At 56.3% G+C, this 25,548-nt stretch carries 24 protein-coding genes and 2 pseudogenes; 23 read left to right on the forward strand and 3 right to left on the reverse strand.

Features of this window, described 5'->3' with window-relative positions; genetic code table 11:
* Window positions 1-19: 19 nt before the first annotated feature.
* From ACFOFO_RS12270 to ACFOFO_RS12315, 11 genes and pseudogenes are all read left to right on the forward strand, one after another.
* Window positions 20-808: an ABC transporter substrate-binding protein gene (locus ACFOFO_RS12270; protein WP_390323306.1), complete on the forward strand. Its 789-nt coding sequence runs from the start codon at window positions 20-22 to the stop codon at window positions 806-808.
* Between the two features lie 221 nt (window positions 809-1,029).
* Window positions 1,030-1,722: an ABC transporter permease gene (locus ACFOFO_RS12275; RefSeq protein ID WP_390331629.1), complete on the forward strand. Its 693-nt coding sequence runs from the start codon at window positions 1,030-1,032 to the stop codon at window positions 1,720-1,722.
* Window positions 1,723-1,729: 7 nt separating this feature from the next.
* Complete coding sequence (locus ACFOFO_RS12280; RefSeq protein ID WP_390331631.1) at window positions 1,730-2,479, forward strand: ABC transporter permease; 750 nt, start codon at window positions 1,730-1,732, stop codon at window positions 2,477-2,479.
* Window positions 2,476-3,240 carry an ABC transporter ATP-binding protein gene (locus tag ACFOFO_RS12285; protein WP_390331633.1) on the forward strand — a complete coding sequence of 255 codons (765 nt, stop codon included), beginning with the start codon at window positions 2,476-2,478 and terminating at the stop codon, window positions 3,238-3,240. The genes ACFOFO_RS12280 and ACFOFO_RS12285 overlap by 4 nt, the downstream gene beginning before the upstream one ends.
* A 73-nt stretch (window positions 3,241-3,313) precedes the next feature.
* The gene (locus tag ACFOFO_RS12290; RefSeq protein ID WP_390323309.1) at window positions 3,314-4,942 is read left to right on the forward strand and encodes a 5-guanidino-2-oxopentanoate decarboxylase; all 1,629 of its coding nucleotides are present in this window, start codon (window positions 3,314-3,316) and stop codon (window positions 4,940-4,942) included.
* On the forward strand, window positions 4,936-6,390 hold the full coding sequence (locus ACFOFO_RS12295) for an aldehyde dehydrogenase family protein (RefSeq protein WP_390331635.1): 1,455 nt from the start codon (window positions 4,936-4,938) through the stop codon (window positions 6,388-6,390). The genes ACFOFO_RS12290 and ACFOFO_RS12295 overlap by 7 nt, the downstream gene beginning before the upstream one ends.
* A 28-nt stretch (window positions 6,391-6,418) precedes the next feature.
* Entirely contained in the window at window positions 6,419-7,375 is a 957-nt protein-coding gene (speB, locus tag ACFOFO_RS12300) for an agmatinase (RefSeq protein ID WP_390323311.1), read from the forward strand.
* 114 nt (window positions 7,376-7,489) lie between these two features.
* Window positions 7,490-8,668, forward strand: a complete 1,179-nt coding sequence (locus tag ACFOFO_RS12305) for an aminotransferase (protein ID WP_390331637.1) — start codon at window positions 7,490-7,492, stop codon at window positions 8,666-8,668.
* Between the two features lie 120 nt (window positions 8,669-8,788).
* Window positions 8,789-8,980, forward strand: a pseudogene (locus tag ACFOFO_RS26600) (IS6 family transposase); the annotation flags it as partial.
* A gap of 65 nt (window positions 8,981-9,045) precedes the next feature.
* A complete protein-coding gene (locus tag ACFOFO_RS12310) occupies window positions 9,046-9,909 on the forward strand; it encodes a potassium channel family protein (RefSeq protein ID WP_390331639.1) in 864 nt (287 codons plus the stop codon).
* Between the two features lie 162 nt (window positions 9,910-10,071).
* A complete protein-coding gene (locus tag ACFOFO_RS12315; RefSeq protein ID WP_390331657.1) occupies window positions 10,072-11,232 on the forward strand; it encodes an NAD(P)H-dependent flavin oxidoreductase in 1,161 nt (386 codons plus the stop codon).
* 6 nt (window positions 11,233-11,238) lie between these two features.
* Here ACFOFO_RS12315 and ACFOFO_RS12320 read toward each other — a convergent pair.
* The 3 genes and pseudogenes from ACFOFO_RS12320 to ACFOFO_RS12330 all read right to left on the reverse strand — a co-directional run.
* Window positions 11,239-11,529 (reverse strand): annotated as a pseudogene (locus ACFOFO_RS12320) (L-lactate dehydrogenase); the annotation flags it as partial.
* Window positions 11,530-11,584: 55 nt separating this feature from the next.
* Entirely contained in the window at window positions 11,585-12,424 is an 840-nt protein-coding gene (locus ACFOFO_RS12325) for a universal stress protein (RefSeq protein ID WP_390323319.1), read from the reverse strand.
* A gap of 67 nt (window positions 12,425-12,491) precedes the next feature.
* On the reverse strand, window positions 12,492-12,665 hold the full coding sequence (locus tag ACFOFO_RS12330; RefSeq protein WP_390323320.1) for a YgaP family membrane protein: 174 nt from the start codon (window positions 12,663-12,665) through the stop codon (window positions 12,492-12,494).
* 188 nt (window positions 12,666-12,853) lie between these two features.
* On the opposite strand from ACFOFO_RS12330, the gene ACFOFO_RS12335 reads away from it, so the two are divergent.
* From ACFOFO_RS12335 to ccoP, 12 genes are all read left to right on the forward strand, one after another.
* On the forward strand, window positions 12,854-13,468 hold the full coding sequence (locus ACFOFO_RS12335; protein ID WP_390323322.1) for a GNAT family N-acetyltransferase: 615 nt from the start codon (window positions 12,854-12,856) through the stop codon (window positions 13,466-13,468).
* 280 nt (window positions 13,469-13,748) lie between these two features.
* The gene (locus ACFOFO_RS12340) at window positions 13,749-14,567 is read left to right on the forward strand and encodes a creatininase family protein (RefSeq protein WP_390323323.1); all 819 of its coding nucleotides are present in this window, start codon (window positions 13,749-13,751) and stop codon (window positions 14,565-14,567) included.
* Between the two features lie 45 nt (window positions 14,568-14,612).
* Window positions 14,613-15,785, forward strand: a complete 1,173-nt coding sequence (locus ACFOFO_RS12345; RefSeq protein WP_390323325.1) for a YVTN family beta-propeller repeat protein — start codon at window positions 14,613-14,615, stop codon at window positions 15,783-15,785.
* A 349-nt stretch (window positions 15,786-16,134) separates the two neighbouring features.
* Window positions 16,135-17,550, forward strand: a complete 1,416-nt coding sequence (gene hemN, locus ACFOFO_RS12350; RefSeq protein ID WP_390331641.1) for an oxygen-independent coproporphyrinogen III oxidase — start codon at window positions 16,135-16,137, stop codon at window positions 17,548-17,550.
* Window positions 17,551-17,562: 12 nt separating this feature from the next.
* Window positions 17,563-18,351: a sulfite exporter TauE/SafE family protein gene (locus ACFOFO_RS12355; RefSeq protein ID WP_390323329.1), complete on the forward strand. Its 789-nt coding sequence runs from the start codon at window positions 17,563-17,565 to the stop codon at window positions 18,349-18,351.
* Window positions 18,348-20,930, forward strand: coding sequence for a heavy metal translocating P-type ATPase (locus ACFOFO_RS12360; protein ID WP_449369372.1), 2,583 nt, complete (start codon window positions 18,348-18,350; stop codon window positions 20,928-20,930). Before ACFOFO_RS12355 ends, ACFOFO_RS12360 begins: the two co-directional genes overlap by 4 nt.
* Window positions 20,931-20,935: 5 nt before the next feature.
* Window positions 20,936-21,109, forward strand: a complete 174-nt coding sequence (ccoS, locus tag ACFOFO_RS12365) for a cbb3-type cytochrome oxidase assembly protein CcoS (protein ID WP_390323332.1) — start codon at window positions 20,936-20,938, stop codon at window positions 21,107-21,109.
* Between the two features lie 155 nt (window positions 21,110-21,264).
* Window positions 21,265-21,900, forward strand: coding sequence for a pyridoxamine 5'-phosphate oxidase (gene pdxH / locus ACFOFO_RS12370; protein ID WP_390323335.1), 636 nt, complete (start codon window positions 21,265-21,267; stop codon window positions 21,898-21,900).
* Window positions 21,901-22,087: 187 nt separating this feature from the next.
* A complete protein-coding gene (gene ccoN, locus ACFOFO_RS12375; RefSeq protein ID WP_390331643.1) occupies window positions 22,088-23,515 on the forward strand; it encodes a cytochrome-c oxidase, cbb3-type subunit I in 1,428 nt (475 codons plus the stop codon).
* A 15-nt stretch (window positions 23,516-23,530) separates the two neighbouring features.
* A complete protein-coding gene (ccoO, locus tag ACFOFO_RS12380) occupies window positions 23,531-24,145 on the forward strand; it encodes a cytochrome-c oxidase, cbb3-type subunit II (RefSeq protein ID WP_390323337.1) in 615 nt (204 codons plus the stop codon).
* Between the two features lie 2 nt (window positions 24,146-24,147).
* Window positions 24,148-24,339, forward strand: coding sequence for a cbb3-type cytochrome oxidase subunit 3 (locus tag ACFOFO_RS12385; RefSeq protein ID WP_390323338.1), 192 nt, complete (start codon window positions 24,148-24,150; stop codon window positions 24,337-24,339).
* Window positions 24,332-25,300: a cytochrome-c oxidase, cbb3-type subunit III gene (gene ccoP / locus ACFOFO_RS12390; RefSeq protein WP_390331645.1), complete on the forward strand. Its 969-nt coding sequence runs from the start codon at window positions 24,332-24,334 to the stop codon at window positions 25,298-25,300. The genes ACFOFO_RS12385 and ccoP overlap by 8 nt, the downstream gene beginning before the upstream one ends.
* Window positions 25,301-25,548: the final 248 nt, after the last annotated feature.

Genomic DNA, 25,548 nt, shown 5'->3' on the forward strand with positions numbered 1-25,548 from the left:
TAAAAAAGAAGGAGACATCATGAATAAGCTGGTTACGTTATTGGTCTTGGCCGGAGTGTTGAGCGCACCCGCTGTGCAGGCAAAAGAATGGAAAGAAGTCACCATCGCGATGGATGCAACCTATCCGCCGTTTGAATCGGTCGGGCCGGATGGCAAGCTGGTCGGCTTTGAGGTGGACCTGGCCAATGCCTTGTGCGTGGAAATGAAAGTCAAATGCAAAATCGTCAACGTTGGCTGGGACGGTTTGATTCCCGGCCTGGTGGCAAAAAAACACGATGCGTTGATGACGTCGATGAACATTACCGAAGAACGTAAAAAGGCGATCGATTTTTCCGACACCTATTACCGCATGCAAAATCGCTTTGTGGCCAAAAAAGGCACGAACACTACGATTAGCAAAGAAGGTTTGAAGGGTAAAACCATCGCGGTGCAAACGGGTACCGCGCAAGACAATTTCGTGACCGAGCAATTCGGCGATGTGGCGACGATCAAGCGCTATGTCGGCGCGGGCGAACCGTACCTCGAATTGCTGAATGGTCGTGCGGATCTACATTTCGGCTTCATCGTCCAGATCAACGATGGCTTTCTGAGCAAGGATGGTAACGACAAGATGTTCGAGTTTGTCGGCCCGACATTCACCGGCAAGGACAACAAGAAGCTTGGCGAAGGCGTCGCGGTAGGCGTCCGCAAACAGGATAAGGAATTGCGCGACCTGTTCAATGCCGGACTGGCGGGAGTAAAAAAGAATGGCACCTTCAAAAAAATCAACGACAAGCATTTCCCGTTTGATATATCCGGCGAAAAATAAACTGGTCGATCGTTGATACGGAACGGCGGCCTTGATAGCGCGAGCCGCCGTTTGTTTTACTGACTTTTTAGTAATTGATTGGCAGCAGAGCGCATTGATACGTTCGGCCCCCACCATAACCCCTTCCCGCTTGCAGCGGAGGAGGTCGGTATGGGGTAGTGCGTGTCAATCATGTGCTAACTCCGCAATAGAGCCGCCGAGTCACAGCAAGGGATTTATAGATGATTCTGGATTACGTCTTGACCGTGGTCGCGGCAGGGTGGGTCACGCTGCAAGTGGCGCTGGTCGCATTATTTTTCGCGATAGCGCTGGGACTATTGGGCGCCGTCTGCAAAATGTCGACACATCCGTTCCTGATGCAAGCGGCGGAAGCCTATACCAGCGTGATACGCGGCATTCCCGACCTGGTGATGATGCTGTTGATTTTTTATGGTGCGCCGGCAGTGGTGAACTATCTCATCGAGTTGGCGGGCGGCGACGGCAGCTTCGACCTGAATCCTTTTTTGGCGGGCACGCTGACGCTGGGCATCATCTTCGGCGCCTATCTGACCGAAACGTTTCGCGGCGCTATTTTGGGGATACCAAAGGGACAGGCGGAAGCGGGTCTGGCATTTGGCATGAGCAACACACGCGTGTACTTGCGCATTATCCTGCCGCAGATGGTGCGCCTGGCCATTCCCGGATTTACCAATAACTGGCTGGTGCTGGTGAAATGCACTGCGCTGGTATCGATCATCGGTCTGGAGGACATCATGTTCAAGGCGCGCGGCGCATCGGAAGCGACCCGCCAGCCGTTCACGTTCTATCTGGTGACGGCGCTGGTGTATCTCGCCATCACGACGGTCTCTATGCTGATGTTGCGCTGGCTGGAAAAGAAATATTCGATGGGCTTCAAACCAGCGAATTTTTCATAGAGGCGCAATGATGAACTGGAATTTGATTCTTGAAAATCTACCCTTGTTCGGCAAGGGAATCTTGGTGTCCCTGTTCCTGACCGCGACTTCCGTCCTGTTCGGTCTTTTATTGTCCATTCCGCTGGCTGTGATGCGCATTTCTTCCGCTAGATGGGTGGCGACCCCGGTCGCCGCGTTTACGTTCGTGGTGCGTGGTACGCCGGCCATGGTGCAATTGTTTTTGATCTATTACGGCTTGTCGCAATTTGAAATGGTGCGTGAAAGCATTCTATGGGCATGGTTTTCAAATGCGACTTTCTGCGCTATTTTCGCTTTTGTGATCAACACGACCGCTTACACGACCGAGATCTTTGCCGGCGGCTTGAGGAGTATTCCATCCGGTGAAGTAGAAGCCGCGCAGAGCGTCGGGATGAGAAAGATCACGCTGTATCGGCGCATCCTGATACCGTCGATGCTGCGCCGCGCGCTGCCGCAATACAGCAATGAAGTGATCATGATGCTGCATATGAGCTCGCTGGCCAGTCTGGTCACCATGCTCGATATTACCGGCGTCGCGCGCTTTATCAATGCGCAGTTTTATCTGGCCTTCGAACCGTTCATGACGGCAGGCGCAATCTATTTGGTGTTGACCTTGCTGCTGGTCAAAGGCTTCAGGATGGCGGAACGAAAATGGCTGGCGTATCTGCAGCCACGTGCGTCTGAGCCCGTCGCCAGCAAAGTACAAAGCCAAAGAATCATGAAGCAGGAGACGACATGAGTCAGTTAGTAGTTGAAAATTTGTTCAAGCGTTTCGGTCAGAATGAGGTGCTCAAGGGTGTCTCGCTGGAAGCGAAAAAAGGCGATGTAATCAGCATCATCGGCTCCAGCGGTTCCGGCAAGAGCACGTTCTTACGCTGCATCAATTTGCTGGAAAAGCCGACCGAAGGCCGGATCATTGTTGACGGCCAGGCATTGAGCCTGGCGCGTGGCCGGGACGGCAATCTGGAGAGTACCGATGCCGGGCAATTGCAGCGTGTGCGTGCCAAGTTAGCGATGGTGTTCCAGAACTTCAACCTGTGGGCGCACATGACGGTACTGGAAAACGTGATCGAAGCGCCGGTGCATGTCCTTGGCATTCCAAAAGCCGAAGCCATCGATCGCGCCAAGGTCTATCTCGACAAGGTCGGCATTTATGAACGCCGCGATTATTACCCTGCCCATTTGTCCGGTGGCCAGCAACAACGTGCAGCTATTGCACGGGCCTTGGCGATGGAGCCGGAAGTGATGCTGTTCGACGAGCCGACCTCGGCGCTCGATCCGGAGTTGGTGGGCGAGGTCCTGCGCGTGATGCAAAACCTGGCGGCGGAAGGACGCACCATGATCGTGGTGACGCACGAGATGGGATTTGCCAAGAGTGTCTCGAACCACGTGATGTTCCTGCATCAGGGACGGGTGGAAGAAGAAGGCAACCCGAAAGAAGTACTGGTCAATCCACGTAGTGAACGCCTGAAGCAGTTTCTTTCCGGGTCGTTGAAATAATGCAGGACCCGGACGGCGTCGGGGTGTGCACATCAACATGAACAAGTTTTTATCAAGAAGGGCAAGTGAGGCAATGGCAACCTGTGGTGAAGTATTAGTTAAATTGTTGGAGAACTACGGCGTCAAGCTGGTATTCGGGATCCCGGGCGTGCATACCGTGGAACTCTATCGCGGCCTTGCCGAATCATCGATGCGTCATGTCACACCGCGTCATGAGCAAGGCGCCGGTTTCATGGCCGACGGTTATGCGCGCGTCACCGGGCAGCCCGGCGTGTGTTTCATCATCACCGGGCCGGGGATGACCAACATCGCAACCGCGATGGCACAGGCCTATGCGGATTCGATTCCGATGCTGGTGATCTCCAGCGTCAATGCCCGCCATCAGATGGGCAGTGGCAACGGCCATTTGCATGAATTGCCCTCCCAGCGCAATCTGACAGCCGGCTTCACCGCGTTCTCGCACACCTTGATGACACCGGATGAATTGCCGCAAGTCCTGGCGCGGGCGTTCGCGGTGTTCGAGTCGGCACGACCGCGTCCTGTGCATATTGAAATCCCGCTGGATGTGATCACTGCACCGGCCGATCATTTGCCGCTGGCGCGGTCGGTCGCGTTATCGCGGCCATTGGCATGTCACAGCGCGATTGCAGAAGCCGCCACGCGGTTACTGCAAGCAAGGCGTCCGTTGATCCTGGCTGGCGGCGGAGCGGTCGATGCCGGCTCTGAATTGCAGCGCCTGGCCGAGCACTTGCATGCACCTGTTGCGCTGACGATCAATGCGAAGGGCCTGATTGCGCGCGATCATCCGCTGCTGATCGGCTCCACCCAATCGACTGCCGTCACACGCGAGCTGGTGCGGGAAGCCGACGTGGTACTGGCGATTGGGACGGAACTGGGCGAGACCGATTATGACGTTGTATTCGACGGTGGCTTCACGATTCCGGGGGAACTGATTCGTATCGACATCGACGCGGAGCAACTGACGCGCAACTACCGCGCCACGATAGCGATCGTGGCCGATGCGCAGCGCGCATTAAGTGCTCTGCTCAGCACAGTCAGCGCCGCGCCGCGCACTCCGGAAGCCCCCAACTGGGGGGCGCAGCGTGCGGCAAAAGTGCGCAGCGTGGTCACTGCCGGCTACGATGCGGCCACCCGGGCGCAAAAGAGAATGCTGGATACGGTCGCCCAGACCTTGCCCGACGTGATCATCGCAGGCGACTCGACCCAGCCGGTATATGTCGGCAATCTGGTGTATGAAGCCGCGACGCCGCGCTCCTGGTTCAATTCGTCTACCGGTTACGGAACCCTGGGCTATGGATTGCCCGCCGCGATCGGCGCCAAGCTCGGCGCCGGAAAGCGCGCGGTGGTCTGTTTGATCGGCGATGGCGGCTTGCAGTTCACCCTGCCGGAACTGGCGAGCGCGGTTGAAGCGCAAGTGCCTGTCATCGTCCTGCTGTGGAATAACGCAGGTTACGGCGAAATCAAAAAATACATGAACGACCGCAACATCACGCCGGTCGGCGTCGATATCTACACACCCGATTTCATGACCTTGGCACGTGGATTCGGCTGTGCCGGCGAGCGCATCAACACGCTCGGCGGTTTGCGCGAGGAACTGGTGCGCGCCGCCGGACGCACTATGCCGACCGTTTTGGAGATCGATGAAAAAATGTGGATCGAGACACAGGGGGCGGTATGTTGAGCGCCATACCCACCCAGTTGTATATCGATGGGAACTGGTGCGATGCGACCTCGCACCAAACGCTGCCGGTGATCAATCCGTCCAATGAAGAAAAGCTGGCTGACGTCGCTGCCGCCGGTGCGGCGGATGTCGATGCCGCGGTACAGGCTGCGGCGCGCGCTTTCAAGACATGGCGGCATAGCAAAGGCAGCGAGCGCGCGCGATATCTGCGTGCCATTGCAAGTGGCGTCGACGAGAACAAATATTTTCTGGCACGCCTGCAGTCGGAGAACAGTGGCAAGCCCCTGACTGAATCGGCGATCGACGTCGCCGATGTGATCGCGACGTTTGCCTACTACGCGGACCTGGCTGAACAGCTGGATAGCCAGCAGAATGCGGCGGTCGCGATACCGAGCGAAGATTTTCAGGCAAGCCTGCGGCGTGAACCTTGCGGCGTGGTCGGTTTGATCGTGCCATGGAATTTCCCGATGGTGACCACCGCCTGGAAGCTGGCGCCTGCGCTGGCCGCCGGCTGCACCGTGGTATTGAAGCCGTCCGAAGTCACGCCTTTGCCGGAACTCGCACTCGCTGCAATTATCGATGCGACGGGCTTGCCGGCCGGGGTGCTGAATGTGGTGACCGGCACCGGTCAAAGCGTGGGGGCGCCACTGGTTGCCCACCCCCTGCTCGCAAAAATTTCCTTCACCGGCAGCAATGCCGTGGGCAGTATGGTGATGAAGACCGCAGCAGAAAGTATCAAAGGCGTCAGCCTGGAGCTTGGTGGCAAGTCGCCGATCCTGGTGTTTGCCGATGCCGATCTGGATCTGGCGGTTTCCCTGGTCACAGGCGGCATCTTTTTCAACGCCGGACAAATGTGTTCCGCGACATCGCGTCTGCTGGTGGGAGAATCGATTGCTGATGAATTTCTGGCGCGTCTGAAGCAGGCGACAGAAGAAATCGTGATAGGCAATCCGCTTGCCGAGAATACCCAGATGGGACCGCTGGTCAATCGCGCGCAGTATGAACGGGTGCTGCGCTACATCGAGCGCGGCATTGCCGATGGCGCCAAGCTCGTCACCGGCGGCGGTCGTGCAGCGGATTGTCAGCATGGCTTCTTTGTGGCGCCGACGATTTTCAATGAGGTACCGCTAGACAGCGTGATCTGGCGCGAAGAAATTTTCGGACCGGTGTTGTGTGTGCGCAGTTTTATCAACGAGCAGGAAGCCGTCGCACTCGCCAACGACAGCGAGTATGGTCTGGTGGCGACCGTCGTGACCGGCAGCGCAGCACGCGCAACGAGGGTGTCTGCCGCACTGGAAGCGGGCATGGTGTGGGTCAATGCACCGCAAGTGATCTTCCCGCAAACCTCGTGGGGTGGGATGAAAAAAAGCAGTCTCGGACGCGAACTCGGGCCGTGGGGCCTGGCAGCATTCCAGGAAATAAAACACGTTGTAACCGCCCGAGCTTGATCAGGCAATAAATCATCAGGAGAAAGACATGTCAGAACGAATTCTCAATCAGCCCTTAGGCGGAAATCAAATGCCGCGTTTTGCCGGCCCGGCCACCATGATGCGCCTGCCGAGTGCGACGTCGGCGCAAGGTTTGGATGCCTGTTTTGTCGGTGTGCCGTTTGATATCGGCACCTCGAACCGCGCCGGTGCGCGTTTCGGGCCACGTGCGATTCGCGCCGAATCCTGTTTGCTGCGCCCCTACAACATGGCGACGCGCGCCGCGCCCTTTGATTCGTTGCAGATTGCCGACATTGGCGATGTCGCAATCAATACCTTCAATGCGCAAAAGAGCATCGACATCATCACCGACGCGTACGACGAGATCTTGCGGCATGACTGTACCCCCTTGACAATGGGTGGCGACCACACGATTGCGCTGCCGATTTTGCGCGCGATGCGAAAGAAATACGGCCCGGTAGGACTGGTGCATATCGATGCGCATGCCGATATCAACGACTCGATGTTCGGCGAAAAAATTGCGCACGGCACGCCATTTCGCCGCGCGGTGGAAGAAGGATTACTCGATGGCAAGCGCGTTGCGCAAATTGGTTTGCGCGGCACCGGTTACACGGCGGAAGACTTTGATTGGCCGCGTAGCCAGGGTTTCCGTGTGGTTCCAGCAGAGGAATGCTGGTACAAGTCGCTGGCGCCGCTGATGGCGGAAATTCGCGACCAAGTCGGTGGTGGACCGGTCTATTTGAGCATTGATATCGACGGCCTCGATCCATCATTTGCGCCTGGTACCGGGACTCCGGAGATTGGCGGCCTGACGATATGGCAAGCGCTCGAAATAATCCGTGGGTGCCGGGGCTTAAACATCATCGGCGGCGATCTGGTCGAAATCTCCCCGCCCTACGATTTGTCCGGCAATACCGCCTTGGTGGGCGCCAATCTGTTATTCGAGATGCTGTGCGTATTACCCAAAGTGCAGTATCGCGCTTAGAGCAGTACGGCAGGAATCGAGGCTTGCAATTTCTCTGGGCGAGACCGTGACATCGGTCCGTCGCGTCAGGAATGACGGGGGCACTGGCGTGCATTTTTAATTGGAAGATGACTCATGAGCTTTCGCATAAATTCCGTACTACGCCAGGTTGCAGCCCCACCCATCGCCGATGCCCAGGCGTGGGTTGCAGGCCGCTCATTCCCGGCCGATTGTCCGCTGCTCGATGTGTCACAAGCCGTGCCGAGTTACGCCCCGGCGCTGGCGTTGCAAACTTTTCTGGCAGAACAGGTATTGCAGCCAACGACCGCGCTGTATACCGAGATCGCCGGCTTGCCAGCGCTGCGGCGCGAACTGGCCGCCGAGTTGGCGCGTGACTACGCCGGTACGATCACCCACGAGAACATCGCGATTACCGCAGGCTGCAATGAAGCATTCGCGGTAACCATGATGGCATTGGCTGAACCGGGCGATGAAGTATTGTTGCCTCTGCCGTATTACTTCAATCAGCAGATGTGGCTGCAAACGCTGGGCATCAAGCCGGTGTATATACCATTCAATGCGGATAATCACGGCACGCCTGATATTAAGGCGATCGCCGATCGCATCACCGGACGTACCCGCGCGCTGGTATTGGTCACCCCAAACAATCCGACCGGCGCCATTTATTCGGCCGAGTTCATCGAGCAATGTTTCGAGTTGGCGAAAGACCATGGCTTTGCACTGGTGCTGGATGAAACTTATAAGGATTTTCGCGACGATACCGGCACGCCACCGCACCGCTTGTTCGCCCGCGCCGACTGGCCGGAGGCATTGATACATTTGTATAGTTTTTCCAAGGCCTACGCGCTTACCGGATATCGTGTCGGCAGTGTGACAGCGGGCACGAGTCTGCAAGCTGAAATTGCAAAACTGCTCGACTGCATCACGATCTGTGCGCCGCGTATCGGTCAACTTGCCGCGCTGTTCGGACTGCGTCATCTGGACGCCTGGCGCAACGAAAAGCGCCACATCATGCAGGCACGAAACACCGTGTTGAAAAATATCTTCGCAACGCCGGCGAATGGATTTCGCCTGGTGTCATCCGGCGCGTATTTCGCGTATCTGGAACACCCATTTTCATCATTGAGCGCGTACGATGTCGCGCGTCATCTGGCCGATGAACATAACCTGCTATGTCTTCCTGGTACCATGTTTGGCCCGGGGCAGGAGCGATTTCTACGGGTGGCGTTTGCCAATCTTGAGGTTGAGCAAATAGTTGAATTCGGTCGACGACTGGGCGACGTAAGCCTATGAAGTTGTTTATATAGGGAGAATAATCCTTGGTTCTTTCGCACCAAGCCTATGGAGTCGGATTCGGAAATATTGAGCGGCTTCACAAAAAAACGATGATGCGGCTCGGCGGACATTGACAGCATGCGATTTCCATTGGACCTCATCTTGGTATGCGTTCGATGGATCGCAGCGTATCCGTTAAGTTACCGCCGTTTTGAGAAAATGATGGAACAGCGTGGCGTGAAGCTCGACCATTCATCGACCAATCGCAGGGCAATTAGGTTTCTCCGATTGTTTGAAGGCTGCTTCCGCCAGCAGGAACGCCCGGTCGGTCATGCACTGCATCGAAAAGGCGCTAGATCTCCTTTACCCTTCCTCGCTTGATACTCCTCAGATTCTTGATCCACCGCAAGTTTTTCCTGGCGGGATTCGATCATATTCCAATGAACCTCTATCAAACTGTGTCGTCGGTACTTGCCGCGCGCGGGATACGCCGGAATGGAATGAAAAAACTGAGATTGTCCTGGCCCGAGCGGCCCATGTTGCTGATTGCGCTGATCCTGTCGATTCCTGCGTTCTATCTGGTATTGACCGGGGCACAACCATCTTATCGCAGCGCCGGCCACTGGCTTTATGGGGTGGTGGCGACAATGATGAGCGTGGATATCCTTGTGACGTGCAACAGAGGACAGCGGGGCTGGGTAGGCGACCTGTCCAAAGTGGATCTGTTAGTTTTGCTGGGGGCGTTGGCCAGCACCTGGCCTACCGAATCCCCGTGGTCGAATATCGAATGGCTATTGCGCCTGGGATATTGTGGTGTCGTATTTATCCGTTTGGCGACATTGTTAGCAAAATACGTCGCCCCGCATCGACTGCTGCAAATCGTCACATTAGCCGTGTTCGTGCTAGCCATCGCTGGTGCAGGGTTCTTCTGGCTGGAGCCAAAGGTTCACACCTACGCTGACGGGGTTTGGCTGGCATTCATCACCGGTGCAACGGTCGGCTATGGCGATTTGGTCCCGTCCACTCCTGCGTCCCGTATCTTTGCCGCCTTTATCGTGTTGCTTGGCTATGCGCTGTTCTCCGTGGTCACGGCGAGCATTGCCGCGCTCCTGGTTGGCGAAGACGAGAAGCGCTTCATGCGGGGACTGCATTCAGATATGCGCATGTTGCGTGAGGAAATTGCCGCATTGCGTGCAGGATTGCGCGATTCACTTTCTGCGCCGAACAGTGGCGCTGGTGAAAACAAGGATAAGAATTGAAACCGGAACAAGTTGTGCAAGCTGATCGCTGTCGCGATCGGTGAGCTGCTGAGGAAGCGATCCGCTTCGTCAATGTCCTCGTTATGTTTTTTTTGATCTAGGTCATTTTTTTTGACGGACCGACTTGCTACATTCTGGCATCCGCATTTGAACAGGAAGACGATTGTGTTGGAAACTGTATTCCCGTTATTGAAAGTAAAAGATAAATTATTGCTGCCGATTGTCCAGGGCGGCATGGGCATCGGCATTTCCGCACACCGCCTCGCGGGGAATGTCGCCAGGCTGGGTGCCGTCGGCACCATATCGAGCGTCGATCTGCGTCGACATCATGCGGACCTGATGGTCCAAACCAACCGCTCACGCGAGAAGGAAGTGATCAATGCGGTAAACCTGGTCGCACTCGATCGCGAGATCCGCGCTGCGAAGGAAATATCCTGTGGACGCGGCATGATAGCGGTGAATGTGATGCGTGCGGTGGCGGATTATTCTTCCTATGTTCGCCAATCCTGCGAGAGCGGCGCCGACGCAGTGGTGGTTGGAGCTGGTTTGCCGCTTGATTTGCCTGAGCTGACTTCCGACCATCCTGACGTCGCGTTGATTCCAATTTTGTCCGATGCACGTGGCATCGCACTGCTTCTGAAAAAGTGGATGCGCAAGAATCGCTTGCCCGATGCGATTGTGATTGAAAGTCCGCTTCACGCAGCGGGTCATCTGGGCGCTGCGCGGTTGGAGGATGTGAACGATGCCAACTACGCTTTTCCTGTGGTATTGGAAGCGACCTTGGAATTATTTCGGCAGCTCGGAATCGAGCGGGAACGGATCCCTTTGATCGCCGCAGGCGGCATCCACAGTCACGAGCAGATGCATACGTTATTTGCGTTGGGCGCAAGCGCTGTTCAACTCGGAACGCCGTTTGCGGTGACCCAAGAGGGGGATGCTCATCCCAACTTCAAGCAAGTACTGGCCGACGCGCGCCCGGAAGATATCGTTACCTTCATGAGCGTTGCAGGACTGCCAGCACGTGCGGTACGCACCCCTTGGCTTGTCAATTATTTGGATAAGGAAGAAAAGCTGCAGAAAAAGGCAAAAGCCAGGCAATGCACGGTGGGTTTCGATTGCCTGCAGCAATGCGGCTTGCGTGACGGTATCGGCAAGGCTGGCCAGTTTTGCATCGATACGCAACTCGCTTTTGCATTGAACGGGGACATCAAACGCGGATTGTTTTTCCGGGGCTCGGAGAGTCTGCCCTTTGGCAGCGCCATCAGGCCGGTGCGAGAACTGATTGAGTATTTTCTGACCGGAGCGCGTCCAGTCCTGCCTTAAGTGCGCCTAATGTTCTAGAGCGGTGACGCTGCGCTTAATCAACGCAGCGCTCTCACGCAGTGCGTCCTTTTCACGCTCATCGGCCGTTGGCTGCAGCGTCGAATGGATGCCGGAGCGTCCGATGATATGCGGAAGAGGCAGCGCGATATCGGCGATGCCTTCGACGGCAGGGACCACCGAACAAGCGGCAAACACGGTCCGCTCCTCATATAGGATGCAACGGTTCAAGCGCGCAAGCGCTGCACCAATACCGTAATACGTCGCGCCTTTGCCATCGATGATGCTGTAAGCGTCGCGGCGTACGCTCGGACAATGAAGCTTACAAGCCTTTTGATGGTGTTATTTCCAGATATCAGTGCGACATCAGCACCGGAACCGTCATCGTTTTGAGCATGGTCTTTGTGACGCTGCCTAACAATACTTCACGAAAACGCGTATGGCCATATCCCCCCATCACCATCAAATCGGAGCGCATATCTGCTGCCAGGGATAGCAGCGCGTCGCCGACATCGAGTTCGGTATGCTGTTGTAGGACCTCAATCTTGATATCGTGCCGGGCCAGGTATAGCGCGACATCTGCTCCCGGCTGTGCGCCATGCATATCCGATAGTGCGGGGGGATTGAACAGTGCTACGGTGACATTTTTTGCTCGCTTGAGCAGCGGGATCGCATTCGTGACCGCTCGGGTGGCTTCCATGCTGCCGTCCCATGCGACCAGTGCGTTGTTTCCAACGAGATCAAACTGACCTGCATAGGGGATGATCAACACCGGGCGCGCGCAATTGAGCATCACATATTCAGGAAGATCGGCTATGACGCCAGGGGATGATTGATCCGGGTCGCTTTGGCTGACGACCACCAAATCACAGTAACGGGTTTGCAGGGAAAGACCTCCTTCCGGTTCATCATCAACCAATCGCTTCTCGTACGAGAGCACGCCCATTTTCTTGGCGATTGCATCAAACGCCGCGAGCGCCTGGTTGGCGCGTTCGTAGAAAGAATCGATATGGGCGGCCACGATTGTTCCAGTGAAATCCATCATGCTGTCCTGGTAAACGAAGCGTGAGATACCGGTCATCGCGGCACCGATCAAATGCGCATTTTCCGCAATCGCTATTTCTGCGGCGATTTTGATGCGCATCGTCGCATGCCTGGATTGATCTACGTGCACGAGAATCGTCTTGTAAGCCATGGAATTTCCTTTTCTTGATTGACCTTATTGGAGTTTGTAGATCATCCGCTCATGAAGATATCGCTTTTCAAATGCGCTTGAGCCATGCATATACCGGACACCATCCGATGGCTCCGGTGACTAACGGCACCCAGCCAATTAGTCCTACCCAACGCCATTCGGTACTGAGCAAGACAAGCATGCTGAACAATCCAAGCCCGGTAACGATGCGAATGACGCGTTCGGTGGTTCCTATATTCATGACAGACTCTATAGATATGATGGCATCCAGATGTCGGGAGGAGACTGATATCTGCACGCATTTAGCGTAAGCGGTAACACGATGGTAGTCCAGAAACAAACGAGTGCTTGAAGGTAATGCTCGGGGAATTTTGATCCACATCAATTGGAAAAATCACCCCTGTTTCTAGTATTGATCCCGACACGATAATGAGGCGTTTATTTTTCAAAATAGAACTCAGTGCCGGCCCGTGTGCGAACGGAATTGATCGGCTCGCCATTCGGCCATATCCTGAAGAACTGGAGCAGAGAATCGAGTGGCAGGGGCAGCCGTTGCTGCTGCGGCCGGTCAAACCGGAAGACGGTCAAGCGCACGTCGCGTTTTTCAACGCACTCGATCCGGAAGATGTGCGCTATCGTATGTTCATCAGAATACGCGAATTGCAGCCATCGCAACTGGCGCGATTTACGCAGATCGACTACGACCGCGAGATGGCCTTCATCGCGACCAGACGGCGGCCGGATGGCGGATGTGAAACGCTGGGTGTTGCGCGCGTCGTTGCGGATCCGGACAATGATCAGGCGGAATTCGCGATCATCGTGCGCTCCGACCTGAAAGGGCAAGGGCTTGGCCGCGTGTTGATGTCAAAATTGATCGATTATTGCCGCAGCCGCGGCACCCGCGAGATGGCGGGCGAAGCCTTGCCGCACAATACCCGGGTTCTCAACTTGGTGAACAAGTTGGGGTTTGATGTGAAGCCGTCGTCCGAAGACGGAACGATGCATCTGCATCTGGACCTTGCCGCATCGCCGATGCGCCGCTAAGGGGTACTAGGCAGACCTGATCTCACGTGCAACAATATCCGAATTGATCGAAACCAATATCTGCCGGAGGCAGGAGACGGACACTTCCGGTCATTCATCGGATGCCCTCGGTTTTCAGTCGATTGCGGCTTACTGATGGATACGAGGCGGATTTGCTCATACACTGTTAGTCTTGTCAGGATGTCACGAAATAGCGGTCCCGCGCTATATTGCTGAGTTCCAGCGTCCGCGCTTCCTTAACCTCCAAAGCCCTGCCATGTATTTTCGACGAGGAATCTTCATGCGCTTCCCACTACGACGAACTTTCATGTCCGTCATTTTGCTCACCGCCACGCAGGTCGTCATTGCGCAAACACCGAAAACCGTGTTCCTTGAGGACCTGACCTGGACCGAGCTGCGGGACCAGATTCAGTCGGGTAAGACCACCATCATTGTCCCCGTCGGCGGGACCGAGCAAAGCGGCCCTGATGTCGCGCTTGGCAAGCACAATGCGCGCGTGAAGGTGCTGTCACAGCGAATTGCGGAAGGACTGGGCAATGCGCTCGTCGCGCCGGTAGTAGCCTATGTGCCGGAAGGAAGCTATGCACCGCCGACATCCCACATGCGTTTTCCGGGCACCATCACAGTCCCGGACGACGTGTTTGAAAAAATGCTGGAGTCCGCAGCAAACAGCTTCAAGGTCCATGGATTCAGGAACATCGTCTTTCTCGGCGATCACGGCGGCTATCAGAACGATATCAAGCGAGTAGTCGCCCGACTCAACAAGACATGGTCCGGCTCGACATCCCGGGCATTCGTGCCGCCAGAATATTACGCCAGCAGCTCGGACGGTTATTCACAAATCCTGCGCCAGCACGGCTATCGCGATGACGAGATCGGCACGCACGCGGGACTTGCGGACACGTCATTGCAGCTCGCGGTAGCACCGCAGATGGTGCGGCAGGATCGACTGCGAAACGGTCCGAGACTCGGCCCTGCTGACGGCGTCTATGGTGGTGACCCACGTCACTCGACCGCCGAACTCGGTCAGTTGGGCATCGATGCGATCGTGTCGCGGACGATCAATGCTGTCAAGAAGGATACCGCGGCCCGCGAATGAGTTCGCCGCCGTTTGACTTTTTCTCCACTCGATAAGGGATTCACCATGCATATTCATCCTCACCGTTCGTCGCGGCTCGCATCGTCTGTCGGTGCCGGCCTGGCTAGTTTATGGTTCACCTGCATCGCATCCGCGGCGCCGGCTATTACGACGGTAGTCGGCATGCCGCCCGTGGTGAATGCCAGCAATCTCTACAGCGAAGCGGGTGTCGACCACTTCAGCTCGGCGGTCGCGGGTGCCTCGCCACGAATTTATGTGCCCAATCTGCGCTCAAATGACGTCTATGTGATCGATCCGGCGACGTTAAAGGTGGTCGACAAGTTTCGCGTCGGCCATAGCCCGCAACACGTCGTCCCTTCGTGGGATCTGCAGACACTGTGGGTAGCCAACAATGCAGAAGGCCGCCGCGACAGCAGCCTGACTCCAATCGATCCGAAGACCGGGAAGCCCGGAAAGGAGGTCATGGTTGACGATCCCTACAACATGTACTTCACGCCGGATGGCAAGGAAGCAATCGTGGTGGCCGAGGCATACGCGCGACTGGACTTCCGCGATCCGCATACGATGGCACTCAAGTCGAGCCTTTCCATACCGCAGTGCAAAGGGATCAACCACGCCGACTTCTCGATTGACGGTAAGTACGCGCTCTTCACCTGCGAATTTAACGCCAGCATCGCAAAGATCGACCTTGTGAACCGCAAGGTCGTCGGCTACCTGCAGCTTGCCAAGAAAGGCATGCCGCAGGACATCAGGATTTCGCCAGACGGCAAAGTGTTCTATGTCGCCGACATGATGGCCGATGGCGTTTTCGTCATTGACGGCGACAGTTTCACGAAAATCGGCATCATCGCGACCGGCGTGGGTACGCATGGGCTGTACCCGAGCCGTGACGGTACCAAGTTGTACGTCGCGAATCGCGGCACCAATCTGATTCACGGGCCGCGCCGTGGCAAAGGCAGTGTGTCGGTGATCGATTTTGCCACGCGCAAAGTCGTGACGACCTGGCCCATTCCCGGTGGCGGCAGTCCGGATATGGGCAATGTCAGCGCGGATGGCAAGACGTTGTGGCTGTCCGGTCGGTTCGACGACGTCGTCTATGCGATCAATACGACGACTGGTTCGGTTAAATCCATTCCGGTCGGCATGGAACCGCACGGCCTCACCGTCTGGCCGCAACCCGGTCGCTATTCGCTGGGCCACACGGGCAATATGCGCTGACCACGAATAACATCCAGTTGACCAACTAAGTGTAGGACCTTGCTAGCAAGCGTGGCACGAAGGCGCGGGTTCTGGTTTGCGGTCAATCGCAGTCGACAGAACCTTCGCCCTGGCATGCAATGACTTCTGCTGCCAGGGTGAAAATCTCAGCACTGACCAAGAGTTGCTCAATACAAGCGCGAGGCGGCATCGCGCTCAGGTATCCATAATTTCTGACGTAGCGTATTCCCAAGCAAGGTGTTGGTCGTTTTTGATGCAAGTCAAAGTTATTGCGAGACGAGGTCCATACACTCCATGCGATCAGGTCACGTTCCAATCCTCGGTGTGGCCGCCAGCAGGAGTGACAAAAATGGTGGTATCCGTATTGCCGGTATCCGTTCCGTCGGTGGAGTTTGATGCAAAACTGGTCGGCAAGCTAAGTCAATTGGGCCCGCGATATACCTCCTATCCGACCGCGGATCGATTTACGGAGGCATTTGGCTATCGCGACTACTTGCAAGCTGTCGCCAGTTTGCGCACGCGCGGCAGTACAAATCCGCTATCGCTATATCTGCATATCCCTTTCTGCGACACGGTTTGCTACTATTGCGCGTGCAACAAGATCATCACCAAAAACCGTGACAAAGCGGCTACCTACCTGGTCTACCTGAAACGTGAAATCGAGATGCAGGGCAGGCTGTTTTCCGGCATGAACCAGGTTGAGCAGTTGCACCTTGGCGGCGGGACGCCCACCTACCTGTCGGATGGGCAAATGGCCGACCTGATGGCGCATCTGCGGCGCTGGTTCCAATTCGCGCCCGACGATATCGGCGAATATTCGATTGAAGTCGATCCGCGCACGGTGTCACCTGAGCGTGTACAGAGTTTGCGCGACCAGGGATTTAAACGCATCAGTCTGGGGGTGCAGGACTTCGACCCGGAAGTACAAAAGGCGGTCAACCGGATTCAGCCGGAAAGCCAGACGATCGACATCATCGCTGCGGCGCGCGACGCGCATTTCCGCTCCGTGAGCATAGACCTGATATACGGGCTGCCCAAGCAAAACGTCATGACCATGGCGCAGACACTGGCAAAGGTCATCAAGGCGGGACCGGACTGCATCGCCATCTATAACTATGCGCATATGCCGCATTTGTTCAAGCCGCAACGACGCATTGCCGAGGCGGATTTGCCAAGCGGCGAGGCGAAGCTCGACATGCTTTCGCTGTGCATCAAGTGGCTGACCGAAGCAGGCTACGTCTACATTGGCATGGACCATTTTGCACGGCCGACAGACGACCTCGCGGTAGCGCAGCGACAGGGACGGTTGCATCGCAACTTCCAGGGATATTCGACTCATGCGGAGTCGGATCTGGTGTCGTGCGGCGTATCGGCAATCAGCGCCGTAGCGGCCAGCTACAGCCAGAACGTCAAGACGCTCGACGCGTATTACGAACACATCGACAAAAATGAATTGCCGATTGCGCGTGGGATCAAGCTGAATATGGATGATGGGTTACGACGCGTCATCATCCAGATGTTGATGTGTAATTTTGAATTGTCGATCGCATCGATCGAGATGGCCTATCCGATTACGTTCGCGGATTATTTTTCAGCGGAGACTGAGAAACTACGCGTGCTGGCGCAGGACGGCTTGCTGACAATCGACAACGAATGGTTAAGCGTGACCGCGAAGGGGCGGCTGCTCATTCGTAATATTTGCATGGTGTTCGATCGTTATCTGAATGCCAAGCCGGATCCGCTGCGCTATTCCAGGACTGTCTGACATGGAAAACAGATGACCGGCCTCAGCCTCCTTCCGATATTCATGATCGGTCTGCTCGGTAGCGTGCATTGTGTCGGCATGTGCGGCGGGATTGTCGGGGCGATCTCGGTGGCAGCGGTACCGGCAAGCAAATTCCCGGTGGCAGTCATCGTAGCCGGTGCCGGAACAACGACAGCAGCCAGCGCGCTGGATGGCACGTTGCGAGTAGCCTCTTACAATGTTGGACGGATTGGCAGCTACGCCATAGCCGGCGCGATGGCCGGCGGCATCGCGAGCGGCGCGCGCACCCTGGCAGGGGTGTCCGTGATGCAGGTTGGCGGCTATTGGCTCGCGAACCTGATGCTGGTGGCGCTAGGGCTGTACCTGATGGGTGCGTGGCGTGGGTTGGCGCAACTGGAAGCTGCCGGTCAAACGATCTGGCGGCGGCTACAACCTCTGACGGGATATCTACTCCCGCTCGATAGTCCGCTGAAGATGCTGGCCGTAGGGGGATTATGGGGATGGCTGCCATGTGGCATGGTGTATAGCGTGTTGCTAACAGCGATGTTGACCGGTTCCGCACTGTCAGGCGCGACCGTGATGTTGGTATTCGGTCTGGGGACCTTGCCTACTTTACTGGCCATGGGCGTGCTGGGAGCTCAGCTGAGAACCTGGATGCAGCGCCGTCCGGTACGCCTGATGAGTGGGTTGATCGTATTGAGCTTCGGCTTGCTGGGCCTGATGCGCGCAACGAATGGTCTACCCATGCATTGGCTCGATGCGGTGTGCGTGACCTCGCCAACAGCAGGGGTGCAACCATGAACACGCTGCTGAGCGCTGTCTCTGCTGTTGACATGGCTCAACCGCGCAAAGTATGCGAATCAGAGCCTGTGTGCTTTCATTGCGGCTTGCCGACCCCGGCGAACACCAGCTGGCAAGTTTCCATTGATCGCGTCATGCGCCCGATGTGCTGTCCCGGATGCCAGGCAGTCGCCCAGAGCATCGTCGATAGCGGCTTCGGCGACTATTACCGCACCCGCATTGGATTTTCCGCCACGGCTGGTCAGGACGCGCTGATTCCGCCGCAACTCCAGTTGTACCAGTTGTACGACGGGGAAGAGATCGCGGACAAATTCGACGCCGATGCAAGAACATCCGAGGCGACGTTTTCAATTGACGGCATCCGTTGCGCGGCTTGCGTGTGGCTGATCGAGCGACAATTGGCGCGCTTGCCGGGAGTACAAAGCGCAAATATCAATGTCGCCACCGAACGACTCCACGTTCGCTGGAGCCGCGAGATGTGCAAGCCGAGCGACATACTGAAATCGGTACGCGAAATCGGTTATGTCGCCTATCCGTTCGACCCGGTCAGGCACAGCGAGCAATTGGAGCGGGCAAGAAAAACACTGTTTCGCCAGCTGTTTATCGCCGGATTGTCGATGATGCAGGTGATGATGTATGCGCTCCCGGTCTATCTGGCCACCGATGGCACGATGGATGGTGACATGGCCGGCCTGATGCGATGGGCGGGATTGTTGCTGACCTTGCCTGCGGTAGGCTATTCGGCACAACCGTTCCTCAGGGGAGCATGGATTAACCTGAAGAATCGCATGCTGGGTATGGATGTGCCGGTCTCGCTCGGCATCGTGGCTGCATTTTCCGGAAGTGTGGTCGCTACCTGGCGCGGCTATGGCGACGTGTATTTCGACTCGATCACGATGTTTATATTCCTGTTGTTATGCAGCCGCTATCTGGAGCTCGCCGCACGGCGCAAGGCGGCTTCAGCACTGGATAATCTGCAACATGCGTTGCCGGCGTCGGCGTTGCGCATGCCGGGTTATCCCGCCCGGCGCGATACCGAGCTGATATCGGCTGGCCAATTGTGCGAGGGGGACGTTATCCTGGTCAAGTCGGGAGAAGCAATTGCTGCCGACGGCATCATCCTGGAAGGCGATACCGCCGTCGACGTGTCGCTGCTGACGGGCGAAAGCCTGGCGCAGCGCAAAACGGTCGGCGCCAGCCTGCCCGGCGGCGCAGTGAATGCGACCCAGCCGATCGTGGTTCGCATCACGCGATCGGCGCGCGACAGTACCCTGTCGATATTGGTGAAATTAATTGAACAAGCAGGACATGGCAAGCCGCAGCTGTCGCTGTGGGCGGACAAAGTGGCTGCATGGTTCGTCGCGGTATTGCTGCTGTTCGCGGTGGCGGTGTTCATCCTGTGGCAATGGGTCGATCCGTCGCGCGCATGGCCGATTGCCATTGCGGTACTGGTGGTGTCCTGCCCATGCGCCTTGTCGCTTGCGACACCCACCGCATTGGCCGCCGCGACGGACCGGTTGGTGCGGCAAGGAATCCTGATCGTGCAGCCGCATGTGCTGGAGACGTTACATCGCGCCACGCATGTGATCTTTGACAAGACCGGCACGCTGACCGCCGGCAAGCCAGTGCTGCGACATCTGGAAACCATGGATGCAGCGCCATCGGCGTGGTGCCTGCAGGTAGCTGCGGCATTGGAGGCATCCAGCGCGCATCCTCTGGCTGGGGCGATCGTGGCGGCGGCGCAAGAGAGTTATTTGCCGGCGTTTGCCGAGGTGTCGACCTGCGACGTGCGTTATTTTGTCGGTCAAGGACTGGAAGGCACAGTAGATGGCATACATTACCGCCTGGGGAGTGCCGCATTCGTCCAGGCGTTGACCAATTGCTCTCTTGCCTGGCAAGCAGCGGAGCATGTAACTTCGGATGTGACCTCAATTTATCTGGGCACTAGCACCACCTGGCTTGCGCGCTTCGATTTGGCCGACGGCTTGCGCAACGATGCACTCCAGGTAATCAGGAAATTCCAGGCAAGAGGAAGCACAGTCATCCTGTTAAGCGGAGATCAGCAAGCCATCACCCAGCGGGTCGCCGACGACCTCGGGATAGCCACAGCGCTTGGTCAATACTTACCCGATCAGAAGCTTGCGTTCGTGCAAGGCTTGCAGCGTGACGGCGCCATTGTCGCGATGGTAGGTGACGGTATCAATGATGCGGCAGTGTTGCGCGCTGCGGACGTATCATTTGCCATGGGGGGCGGGACCGCACTGGCGCAGATGCATGCCGACTGCGTGCTGCTGTCCGGCCGCTTGTCTTCATTATGCGAGCTCGACGAAACGGCCTCGCAGACCATTTCGATCATGCGTCAGAATCTGGTGTGGGCTACGCTGTATAACATGCTCGCGATCCCTGCGGCCGCGTTCGGATTACTGAATCCATGGCTATCCGGCATCGGGATGTCGGTCAGCTCTGCAGTGGTAGTCTTCAATGCATTGCGCCTGCGGCGCATATCGCGTCGGCATGCAGACACTAGCGTATTGCCTGCCGTATTTCGCGGGGGCGGGAAGTCGCTGCAGAGAGGATAGAACATATGGAAGCGCTATTTCTTCTCATTCCGCTCAGCATCGGCATCGTATTCATGGCGATCTGGATTTTTTTCGGGATGTCGGACAGTGGTCAATTTGACGATATGGTCGGCCCGGCATGGCGAATTTTGCAGGATGATGATCGAACCGAAAAGACGGAAAAAATCCCGACAGATTGAGCATGGTAAGAACCTGTTCAGTATCCGTACCAAACGCATGGTGACGTGCATATTCCATGAGACCGCGCGGTACTCTGCGTTTGCGACATCGCCGCTTTCAACAAACAGACCCTATGTGCATCCATCGCATCATTATCTGCAAGAGATTGGAAAAAATGTCGATTTCTCTCCTTCGTCAAGATTACAGTCGCTCCAGTTTATCTGAGCTGGACGTGGCATCGGACCCGATCGTGCAGTTTTCAAAATGGTTTGAAGAGGCAAGACAGTCGCAATTGGCCGAACCAAATGCGATGAGTGTCGCAACCGTGGGTGCGGATGGCCGTCCTTCGTCCCGTATTCTGTTGCTTAAGGAATTTGATCACAGCGGATTCACCTGGTTTACCAACTATGAAAGTCGCAAGGGCCAGGAATTGGTCGGTAATCCGTATGCTGCTCTGTTATTCCATTGGATCGAACTGGAGCGCCAGGTACGCATCGAAGGGCGGGTCGAGCGCGTTTCAGCCGCCGAAAGCGATTGCTACTTCCAAACCAGGCCGGTTAAAAGCCGGCTTGGCGCGATCGCCTCTCAGCAGAGTCGGCCTATTGCAAATCGCCAGATTCTTGGCACACGATTCGTCGAGGCTGAAGAAAAGTACGGTGATCAGCCACCGCGTCCCGAACATTGGGGTGGCTATCGGCTGGTGCCTGATCGCATGGAGTTCTGGCAGGGCCGCAGCTCGCGCATGCACGATCGCATTCTGCTTACCCTGGAACCGGGTGGGCTTTGGCAGCGCGAACGGCTGCAACCGTAAGATGCCCGGTCGCGCTTCTCGGCCCGACCTCCACTCTTGTACAAGTTCCTGCAAAGTGCTCTGCACGAAGACGTCAATTCTCTATCGACCTTGACTTGATTCTGGCGATTTTGATTCACATCAAGGATTTTAGGGGCTCAGACTTTTACTCTCCCAGCATCGACGTGGCATTTCCAGGAGAGCATTTGTGGGCACAGAACTGAACTACAACTACAAGATCGTCAAGCAGTTTACGGTCGCGACCGTAGTGTGGGGCGTGGTCGGCATGCTGGTCGGCGTCTTCATCGCCGCGCAGCTAGCATGGCCGGCGCTTAATTTCGATATACCTTGGCTGACCTATGGACGCCTGCGGCCCCTGCATACCAATGCGGTAATCTTTGCATTCGGCATATGCGGACTGTTCGCGACGTCTTATTACGTCGTGCAGCGCACCTGCCAGGTACGGCTGTTCTCCGACAAATTGGCCGCTTTCACGTTCTGGGGCTGGCAATTGGTTTTGGTTGCTGCGGCGATAACGCTGCCGATGGGCCTCACGCGCGGCAAGGAATACGCAGAACTGGAATGGCCGATCACGATATTGATCGCCGTCGTGTGGGTGGTGTACGCGGTGGTGTTTTTCGGTACGCTGGTCAAGCGCAAGGTGCAGCATATTTATGTGGCGAACTGGTTTTTCGGCGCCTACATCATCGCGGTCGCCTTGCTGCATATCGTCAACGGCGCCAGCATGCCGGCGTCGATCGGGAAATCGTATTCTGCCTATTCCGGTGTGCAAGACGCGATGATCCAGTGGTGGTATGGCCACAACGCGGTCGGGTTCATTCTGACCGCGGGCTATCTGGGCATGGTGTATTACTTCATTCCGAAACAAGCCGAACGTCCGGTTTATTCGTACCGGTTGTCGATCGTCCATTTTTGGGCGTTGATTTTTACTTACATGTGGGCCGGCCCGCATCATCTGCACTACACAGCATTGCCGGACTGGACACAATCGATCGGTATGGTGTTCTCTCTGATCCTGCTGGCGCCATCCTGGGGCGGCATGATCAACGGCATGATGACGCTGTCCGGCGCATGGCACAAGCTGCGCTCCGACCCGATTCTGAAGTTCCTGATCGTGTCCTTGTCGTTCTACGGCATGGCGACCTTTGAAGGTCCGATGATGTCGATCAAGACCGTCAATTCACTGTCACATTACACGGATTGGGGTATTGCGCATGTGCATTCCGGTGCACTGGGTTGGGTCGGCTTCATCACGATGGGCTCGATCTACTACCTGATCCCGCGCCTGTCGGGGAAAAAAGAGATGTGGAGCACGCGATTGATCGATACCCATTTTTGGGTTGCGACGATCGGTATCGTGCTGTACATCGCCTCGATGTGGATCGCCGGCGTGATGCAGGGCTTGATGTGGCGCGCAGTCAACCCGGACGGAACGCTGACATATACCTTCGTCGAAGGCGTCAAGGCGACATACCCCTACTACGTGATCCGGTTCAGCGGGGGCTTGCTGTACCTCTCCGGCATGCTGCTGATGGCATACAACACCTTCATGACAATGCGTGACGGGATTGCGATCGAGGCACGTATTCCATCCCTGTTACCCGCACATGCTTGAAATGAGGATTCAACAATGAAATTTTCCCATGAATGGATCGAAAAAAATCCCTGGCTCCTGATCGCGCTGGTGCTGCTGGTCATTTCCGTCGGTGGTCTGGTTGAAATCGTGCCGCTGTTCTTTCAGAAATCGACAACCGAGCCGATCGCCGGATTGAAGCCGTACTCGCCATTGCGGCTGGTCGGACGGGACATTTACGTTCGCGAAGGCTGCTATAACTGCCATTCGCAAATGATTCGCCCGTTCCGCGCCGAGACCGAGCGCTATGGACACTATTCGGTGGCGGGTGAATTCGTCTATGACAGGCCGTTTCAGTGGGGCTCGAAGCGCACCGGCCCGGATCTGGCCCGGGTTGGCGGGCGCTACAACGACGATTGGCATCGTACCCACCTGGATAACCCGCGCGATGTGGTGCCGGAATCGAATATGCCGGGTTATCCGTGGCTGGCCAGCACGAAATTGGTACCGGACGATGTCGTACCAAAGATGCGTGCCTTGAAGCGGCTGAATGTCCCGTATTCGGAAGATGAAATCAACCAGGCAGCGGGTATCCTGGTCGACAAAACGGAGCAGGATGCGTTGATCGCCTATTTGCAGGGACTCGGCATATTGATCAAGGCAAGGAACTGACCATGGCAATCGAAAATATCTTTACTGACGCCAGTAGCGCCATGACTGTCATCAGCCTGATCACATTCATCGGCATTCTTTGGTGGGCGTTTGGCGTCAAACGCAGCCGCGATTTTGATGCGGCCGCACACTTACCATTCGCCGATGACGACGATGGCGTCGCGACACAGGGTACGGAGAAACATCATGGCTGATTTTACAAATGATTTCTGGAACATCTACGTCACGGTATTGACTGTGCTCGGCATTGCGGGTTGCGGCGTGCTGCTGTGGTCACAGTCGGTCCACAGGGTCAGGTTGTCGGCTGACTCAGTGTCGGCTGAATCTAGCGGTTCAGGGGCAATGGCCCGCCAAGTCGAAACGACTGGCCATGTATGGGATGACGATCTGACGGAGTTAAACACGCCGATGCCGCGCTGGTGGATGTGGCTGTTTTACATCACCATTGTGTTCGGCCTGGTGTATCTGCTGCTGTACCCGGGACTTGGCACCTACGCCGGCAAGTTGGGTTGGAAATCAAGCGGCGCATACCAGGAAGAGTTACAGAAGGCCGATGCCGAATATGGCCCACTGTTCGCCAAGTATCTACAACAGGACCTGAAAGTGGTTGCCGCCGAGCCGCAGGCACACGCGATCGGTGAGCGTCTTTTTCTGACCTACTGCGCTCAATGCCACGGTTCCGATGCACGCGGCAACAAGGGGTTCCCGAACCTGACGGACAAGGATTGGCTATATGGCGGCGAACCAGATGTCATCAAGACCACGATCCTGCATGGGCGTAACGGCCAGATGCCGTCGATGGCGGCGGCGCTCGGTTCGGACAAGGATGTGGAAAACGTCGCGCACTACGTATTGAATCTGTCGGGTTCGACTGCCGATCCGATCAAGACGGTATTTGGCAAAGCGAAATTCGGTGCCTGCGCCGCATGTCACGGCGCGGACGCGCATGGTACGCAGGCGCTCGGCGCACCGAACCTGACCGACAAGATATGGTTGTACGGTGGTAGCGCGGAAACCGTCATGGAAACCATCCGCAAAGGCCGTAATAACACGATGCCCGCATTCGAGGATTTTCTGGGCGAGGCGAAGGTGCATGTGCTCGCGGCGTATGTGTGGAGCTTGTCGAATGACACAGCGACGCTGGCGCAAAAGTAATTAAAGAGTTAACTGAACGCTATACGCGCTGCTCCCGTAGCGTGAGTTGCCTACAAGGCCACCTCAGCCTGGAAGAAATTCACGGTTGTTTATTGCTGAAATTCGAGTAACGGGCGGTAAAAATTCTGGAGTTGCACTGGACACTGAACGTAGCGTGGGAGGCCGGTACCGATGCGTTGTTCAATCGTCGTATCAGCGTGCGCATCACGTGCCAACCTGCTTTCTTGTTTCGCCATTTATGAAGTAAA

The sequence above is a fragment of the Pseudundibacterium arcticum genome (assembly GCF_042646465.1).
Lineage (GTDB): Bacteria > Pseudomonadota > Gammaproteobacteria > Burkholderiales > Burkholderiaceae_D > Undibacterium_A > Undibacterium_A arcticum.

Bases quoted from the DNA above. Each gene is read 5' to 3' on its own strand.
- ACFOFO_RS12270 (WP_390323306.1), top strand. From the start codon at position 20: ATGAATAAGCTGGTTACGTTATTGGTCTTGGCCGGAGTGTTGAGCGCA.
- ACFOFO_RS12275 (WP_390331629.1), top strand. From the start codon at position 1,030: ATGATTCTGGATTACGTCTTGACCGTGGTCGCGGCAGGGTGGGTCACG.
- ACFOFO_RS12280 (WP_390331631.1), top strand. From the start codon at position 1,730: ATGATGAACTGGAATTTGATTCTTGAAAATCTACCCTTGTTCGGCAAG.
- ACFOFO_RS12285 (WP_390331633.1), top strand. From the start codon at position 2,476: ATGAGTCAGTTAGTAGTTGAAAATTTGTTCAAGCGTTTCGGTCAGAAT.
- ACFOFO_RS12290 (WP_390323309.1), top strand. From the start codon at position 3,314: ATGGCAACCTGTGGTGAAGTATTAGTTAAATTGTTGGAGAACTACGGC.
- ACFOFO_RS12295 (WP_390331635.1), top strand. From the start codon at position 4,936: ATGTTGAGCGCCATACCCACCCAGTTGTATATCGATGGGAACTGGTGC.
- speB (WP_390323311.1), top strand. From the start codon at position 6,419: ATGTCAGAACGAATTCTCAATCAGCCCTTAGGCGGAAATCAAATGCCG.
- ACFOFO_RS12305 (WP_390331637.1), top strand. From the start codon at position 7,490: ATGAGCTTTCGCATAAATTCCGTACTACGCCAGGTTGCAGCCCCACCC.
- ACFOFO_RS12325 (WP_390323319.1), bottom strand. From the start codon at position 12,424: ATGGCTTACAAGACGATTCTCGTGCACGTAGATCAATCCAGGCATGCG.
- ACFOFO_RS12330 (WP_390323320.1), bottom strand. From the start codon at position 12,665: ATGAATATAGGAACCACCGAACGCGTCATTCGCATCGTTACCGGGCTT.
- ACFOFO_RS12335 (WP_390323322.1), top strand. From the start codon at position 12,854: ATGAGGCGTTTATTTTTCAAAATAGAACTCAGTGCCGGCCCGTGTGCG.
- ACFOFO_RS12340 (WP_390323323.1), top strand. From the start codon at position 13,749: ATGCGCTTCCCACTACGACGAACTTTCATGTCCGTCATTTTGCTCACC.
- ACFOFO_RS12345 (WP_390323325.1), top strand. From the start codon at position 14,613: ATGCATATTCATCCTCACCGTTCGTCGCGGCTCGCATCGTCTGTCGGT.
- hemN (WP_390331641.1), top strand. From the start codon at position 16,135: ATGGTGGTATCCGTATTGCCGGTATCCGTTCCGTCGGTGGAGTTTGAT.
- ACFOFO_RS12355 (WP_390323329.1), top strand. From the start codon at position 17,563: ATGACCGGCCTCAGCCTCCTTCCGATATTCATGATCGGTCTGCTCGGT.
- ACFOFO_RS12360 (WP_449369372.1), top strand. From the start codon at position 18,348: ATGAACACGCTGCTGAGCGCTGTCTCTGCTGTTGACATGGCTCAACCG.
- ccoS (WP_390323332.1), top strand. From the start codon at position 20,936: ATGGAAGCGCTATTTCTTCTCATTCCGCTCAGCATCGGCATCGTATTC.
- pdxH (WP_390323335.1), top strand. From the start codon at position 21,265: ATGTCGATTTCTCTCCTTCGTCAAGATTACAGTCGCTCCAGTTTATCT.
- ccoO (WP_390323337.1), top strand. From the start codon at position 23,531: ATGAAATTTTCCCATGAATGGATCGAAAAAAATCCCTGGCTCCTGATC.
- ACFOFO_RS12385 (WP_390323338.1), top strand. From the start codon at position 24,148: ATGGCAATCGAAAATATCTTTACTGACGCCAGTAGCGCCATGACTGTC.
- ccoP (WP_390331645.1), top strand. From the start codon at position 24,332: ATGGCTGATTTTACAAATGATTTCTGGAACATCTACGTCACGGTATTG.